A 5,430-nucleotide genomic window follows, 5' to 3' on the forward strand; every position below is an offset into this window, starting at 1 on the left:
GCGCGCGGAACAGCGGCGAGGCCTCCGCCAGCTCGCGCCCCATGCCTACCTGCTGCGCACCCTGGCCGGAGAACACGAACGCCACGCGCGGCGCGCGGTTCGTGCCCTTCGTCGTGGCCGCCGGCTTCTGGAGCTGCTTCGCCAGGTCCGCCGCGTCCTTCACCACCAACGCACGGCGGAACTCGAAGACCTTGCGGCCCACCGCGTGCGTGAACGCCAGATCCGCCAGGGAGATCTTGTCGCCACCAGCGTGCGCGTCGAGTTGACGGGACGCCGCTTCCAGCGCCTCGGGCGTGCGCGCGGACAGCAGGACGAGCTGGTGGGAACGGGTGGTGGGACCGCTCCGCCGGAGGGGGGCCTCCTCAAGCACCGCGTGGGCATTGGTGCCGCCGATGCCGAACGAGCTGACCGCGGCGAAGCGGGGCCGCTCGCCCCGGGGCCACGGCCGCAACGCCGTGTTGACGAAGAACGGGCCCGCCGCGAAGTCGATCTGCGGGTTGGGCTGCTCGAAGTGGAGGCTGGGAGGAATCTCGCCGTGGTGCAGCGCTAGCGCCGCCTTCATCAGGCCGGCAAGACCCGCCACCGTATCCAGGTGGCCGATGTTCGTCTTCAGCGACGCCAGCGCGATGGTGCCCTGGTGCTCCGCACCCAGACCGTACGCGCGAGTCAGCGCCGCCACTTCAATCGGGTCGCCCAATGACGTCGCGGTGCCGTGGGTCTCCACGTAGCCGATGGACTCCGGTGACACGCCCGCGTTGGTCAGCGCCTGCGTCACCACGGCCGCCTGCCCCTGCACGCTGGGCGCGGTGAAGCCGGACTTGTTCCGCCCATCGTTGTTGAGGGCCGAGCCCCGGATGACGGCGTAGATGTCATCGCCGTCCCGGATCGCATCCTCCAAGCGCTTGAGCACCACCGCGCCCACTCCGTTGGCCGCGAGCGTGCCCTTCGCCTTCGCGTCGAACGCGCGGCAGTGGCCATCCGGGGAGAAGATGAGCCCTTCCTGATGCACGTAGCCCGTGCGCTGCGGCACGGACAGGCGCGTCGCGCCCGCGAGCGCCACGTCGGATTCGCCCCCTCTCAGGCTCTTGCAGGCCAGATGCACCGCGACGAGTCCCGTGGAGCACGCGGTGTAGACCAGCGTGCTCTCACCCGTGAGTCCCAGCTTGAAGGACGTCTTGGTCGCCAGGCTCTCGTGCGTGGCGGTGCCCTGGAGCTCCAGGAAGGACGCCGCGTCCATCGGCATCGCCTGCCGCACGGCCTCCGTGTAGCCGGAACTCGCTGCACCCGCATACAGCGAGATGGCACCCGGGAAGCGGTCCGGATCCACGCCCGCGTCCTCCAGCGCCGCCCAGGCCGTCTGGAGGAACAGCCGCTGCTGCGGGTCCGTGAACTGCGCCTCGCGCAGGGGCATGTCGAAGAAGGCATGGTCGAACTTCTCCACGCCTTCGATGACACCGCCCGCCGCGACGAAGGCCGGGTGGTGCCACAACTCCAGCCCCTCCGGCAGCCCGGGCAGGTGCTCCAACTGCTCTGGCGTGAAGCGGGTGATGGACTCCACGCCCTCGCGCAGGTTCTTCCAGAACTCCGCCACCGTCATCGCACCCGGAAAGCGGCCCGCCATGCCGATGATCGCGATGGCACCGGACTCGCCCGTCTTCGCAGCCTCGCGCGGACGGTGCGTGGCAGTTGGGGCCACGGTGGCCGTGGAGCCTCCCGACTCTCGCTCCATGCGCCGGACCAGATCGTTCACGGTGGGGTGCTCGAAGAGCCACACCACGGGCACGTCGCGCTGGAGTTCCTCGCGCAGGCGAGCGGCGATCCGCACCACGGACAAAGACGTGCCGCCCAGGTCGTCGAAGAGATGGTCGTGCACGCCCACCCGGTCGGCGCCCAGCTCGCGGGCCCACACGGGGGCGATGCGCTGCTCCAGCGGGTGGGTGGGCTCCACGAAGCGGCCCTGACGGCCGGTGGACGCGGCATCCGGCGCGGGCAGGGCCTTGCGGTCGACCTTGCCGCTGGGGTTCAGGGGCAGGGTGGCCAATGTCACGAACACCGAGGGCACCATGTACTCCGGCAGCCGCTGTCGCAGGGCCTCGCGCATCCGCGCGGTCTCCAGCGTGTGCCCTGCACGCGGCATCGCGTAGACGACGAGACGCTTGTCCCCGGGCACGTCTTCGCGCACCACCGCTGCGGCCTCCTGCACCCCGGGCTGTTCGCGCAGGGCGGCCTCCACCTCCGCCAGTTCGATGCGGAAGCCGCGCACCTTCACCTGGTGGTCGATGCGGCCCAGGAACTCCAGCGTCCCGTCCTCGCGCCAGCGGGCCAGGTCGCCCGTGCGGTACAGCCGCGCACCGGGTGTGGTGCCCTGCGCGTCCGGGACGAAGCGCTCCGCCGTCAGGTCCGGCCGCGACACGTAGCCCCGGGCCACGCCATCTCCCCCGAGGAACAGCTCGCCCGGCACGCCCACGGGCACCGGCTCCAGCCGAGCGTCCAGCACGTACACCGTCGTGTTGGCGAGCGGCTTCCCGATGGGCACCGAAGCGCCAATCTGCTCCGGCCGCTCCACCGTGAAGGTGGTGGCGACCACCGAGCACTCGGTGGGGCCGTAGGCGTTGGTGAAGGGCCGTCCCAGCGTCTCCACCGCCCGGCGCGCGTGCGGCACCGAAACGATGTCGCCGCCCGCGTGCAGCTCCCGCAGCCGCCCGAGGATGTCGGGCCGGTGCTCCATCAACTGGGAGAAGAGGCCGGACGGCAGGTGGGCGAAGGTGACGCCGTGGCGCTCCACCACGCGCGCGAGCGTGTCCATGTCTCCCGCGGGCACATTGCCCGGGAAGATGACGAGCCGGCCACCGTGAAGCAGCGGGGGCCACAGCTCCAGCACGGAGCCGTCGAAGGACACGGGCGCGAAGAGCAGCCCCGTGTCCCGCGTGCCATAGCGGGAGTACGGCTCCGCGTGCGCAAGGCGCAGCAGTCCGCGCTGCTCGATGCCCACGCCCTTGGGCCGTCCGCCGCTGCCGGAGGTGAAGATGACGTACGCCAGGTGACGCGGTCCCACGTCGACCACGGGCGCGGTGACGGGACGGGAGACCAGGGACAGCTCCTCCACGAAGAGGCACGGCAGGGACGCATCGGGAAGGGGCAGCCGTCCGCGCAGCTCGCGCGTGGTGAGGAGCAGGCTCGGACGGGCGTCCTCCAACATGAAGCCCAGCCGCTGGGCGGGATACGACGCATCCAGCGGCACGTAGGCACCGCCCGCCTTGAGGGTGGCGAGCACCGTGACGACGAAGCCCACCGAGCGCTCCAGGCACACCGCCACCGGCACGTCCGGTCCGACGCCGTGGGCCCGGAGGACATGGGCGAGCTGGTTGGCCCGCGCGTCGAGCTGCGCGTACGTCAGCCGTTCGTCCTCGGACTCCACCGCGATGGCGTCGGGATGCCGCGCGGCCTGGAGCGCGAACCGCGCCGCGACGGTGCTGTCGGAGGGGTAGGGCCGAGCAGTGTCGTTCCAGCCGACGAGCACCTGCTGGCGCTCGGCCGGCGTGAGCCAGGGAAGCTGGGACAGCGGCACGTCCGGGTTCTCGACCGCGGCCTCCATCAACACGCGCAGGTGGCCGGCCATGCGGGCCACGGTGTCGCGCTCGAAGAGGGCGGTGCTGTACTCGATGGCGCCGTGCAGTCCGTCCGGCGTCTCCGTGAGCAGCAGGCCCAAGTCGAAGCGCGCCGTGGCCGTGTCCACCTCCAGCATGCGCAGCGTCAGGCCCGGCACCTCCAGCGCTCCGCCGGGCGCGTTCTGCAGCGCGAAGATGGCCTGCACCAGCGGTGTGCGGCTCAGATCGCGCGAGACTTGCAGTTCCTCCACCAGCTTCTCGAACGGGAGGTCCTGGTGCTCGTACGCCGCGAGCGTCGTGTCACGCACCTGCGTCAGCAGCGAGCGGAAGGACGCGTCCGGGTTGACGCGGGCGCGCAGCACCAGCGTGTTGACGAAGAAGCCGACCAGCCCCTCCACGTCGCCGTGGTTGCGGCCCGCGATGGGCGAACCCACCAGCAAGTCCTCCTGCCGGCTGTAGCGGGACAGCAGCAGCTGCCACACGGACAGCAGCGCCATGAACGACGTGGCGCCTTCCTTTCGCGCGAGCGTCCCCAGGCGATCCCCCAGGGCGCGGGGCAGGTGTACGGGAAGGAGCGCGCCCTGCGAGGAGCGCGGCGTCGGACGGGGCTTGTCGGTGGGCAGTTCCAGGACGTGCGGCGCGCCCGCCAGCTGCTCCTTCCACCAGTCGACCTGCGCGGCGAGCACGTCGCCCTGGAGCCAGCCGCGCTGCCACGACGCGAAGTCCGCGTACTGCACCGGTAGGGATGGAAGCCCGTGCGGCTTACCGGTGGAGAAGGCCGCGTATGCCGCCGCCACCTCGCGCACCATCACGCCCACGGACCAGCCGTCGGACACGATGTGGTGCATGCCCAGCACCAACACGTGGTCCGAGGGCGTGAAGCGCACCAGCCGCGAGCGCAGGAGCGGTCCCGTGCCCAGGTCGAAAAGCCGACCCGCTTCCTCCAGGGCGAGCCGCTGGAGGGCCGACTCACGAGCCTCGGACGGCAACTCACCCAGGTCCGTCATCGGCAACGTCCACGCGGGCGTGGGCTGGATGACTTGGATGGGATCGCGGCCCTTCAGCGCGAACGTGGTGCGCAGGGCCTCATGGCGCTCCACCAGCAGCTCCAGCGCGCGACGCAGGGCCTCCGCGTCCAGCGTGCCCTCCAGGCGCACGGCCCCGAGCAGCACGTACGGCGTGGCCCCGGGCTGGAGCTGGTCCAACACCCACAGCCGCTGCTGCGAGAAGGACAGGGGCAAGTCTCCGTCACGCGACACGCGGCGGAGCGCGGGCACGCGCGGTCCGTCCGAGCGCACCAGCAACTGCTCCTCCACCAACTCCGTGACGCGGGCCACGGTGGACGCGGTGAAGAGGCCGCGCAGCGGCAGCTCTACCTGGAACGTGGCGCGCAGGCGGGAGATGAGCTGCGTGGCCAGGAGGGAATGGCCGCCCAGGGCGAAGAAGTCGTCGTGCAGGCCCACGCGCTCCACGTGCAGCACGTCGCGGAAGAGGCCGGCGACGCGCTGCTGGAAGGGCGTCAGGTGCTCGGGGACGGTGGGAAGCGAGGCCGCGGCGGACTGCTCGGGGACGGGCAGGGCCTTGCGCTCCAGCTTCCCTCCGGGCGTCAGCGGCAACGCCGCCATGGGCACGAAGGCGGACGGCACCAGGTGCGCGGGCAGCCTCTCGCTGAGGAAGGCGCGCAGCACGGACGCGTCCAGCGTGGGGTGGCCCACGACGTACGCCACCAGCCGCTTGTCGCCCGGCACGTCCTCGCGCACCACCACCACCGCCTCGCGCACGGACGGGTGCGAGTGCAGGACGGACTCCACCTCGCCCGGCT

1 protein-coding gene is annotated in these 5,430 nt (G+C 71.6%); it reads right to left on the bottom strand.

Annotated features, from left to right (window positions below; all coding sequences use genetic code 11):
- Positions 1-5,430: non-ribosomal peptide synthetase (locus tag D7Y13_RS37925; RefSeq protein ID WP_120630970.1), on the bottom strand; the 5,430-nt coding region annotated here is incomplete at both ends.

It is taken from the genome of Corallococcus praedator (assembly GCF_003612125.1).
GTDB lineage: Bacteria > Myxococcota > Myxococcia > Myxococcales > Myxococcaceae > Corallococcus > Corallococcus praedator.